We start from the raw sequence: 292 nt of genomic DNA, 5'->3' as shown, positions 1-292 counted from the left end.
GATTACATTGGTGTCATTCAGGCGCCGGGAACCACCACCTGCGGCTTGGGTATCTGCTGCTTTAAACTTTTATCCGGATGCGGCACCACCCAGCTGTGCAAAATCTTCTCAATCCCCGCTTCTATGCTTTGCCATTGCGGTAAATAATATCGGTTGTAACGGGTATAAACTTTGACACGCATATCGTTCATAAAATAGTAATGTCTGCAATGCTTAACCCTGCCAGTAAAGCCGCATTGGATATAGCTTTGATATCGCCATGGGCATCTTTGCGGATAAAATAATCTTTTGC

General features: G+C 44.9%; 1 protein-coding gene. It reads right to left on the bottom strand.

Translation table 11 applies throughout. The annotated features are described in order from the left end of the window. Positions 1–17: 17 nt before the first annotated feature. Complete coding sequence (locus A2F46_RS12410; RefSeq protein WP_156471670.1) at positions 18–182, bottom strand: hypothetical protein; 165 nt, start codon at positions 180–182, stop codon at positions 18–20. Positions 183–292: the final 110 nt, after the last annotated feature.

Source organism: Snodgrassella sp. CFCC 13594, from assembly GCF_001590725.1.
Lineage (GTDB): Bacteria > Pseudomonadota > Gammaproteobacteria > Burkholderiales > Neisseriaceae > Snodgrassella.
The sequence above is the reverse complement of the archived record's forward strand: the minus strand, read 5'-3'. Positions and strand labels throughout refer to the sequence as shown.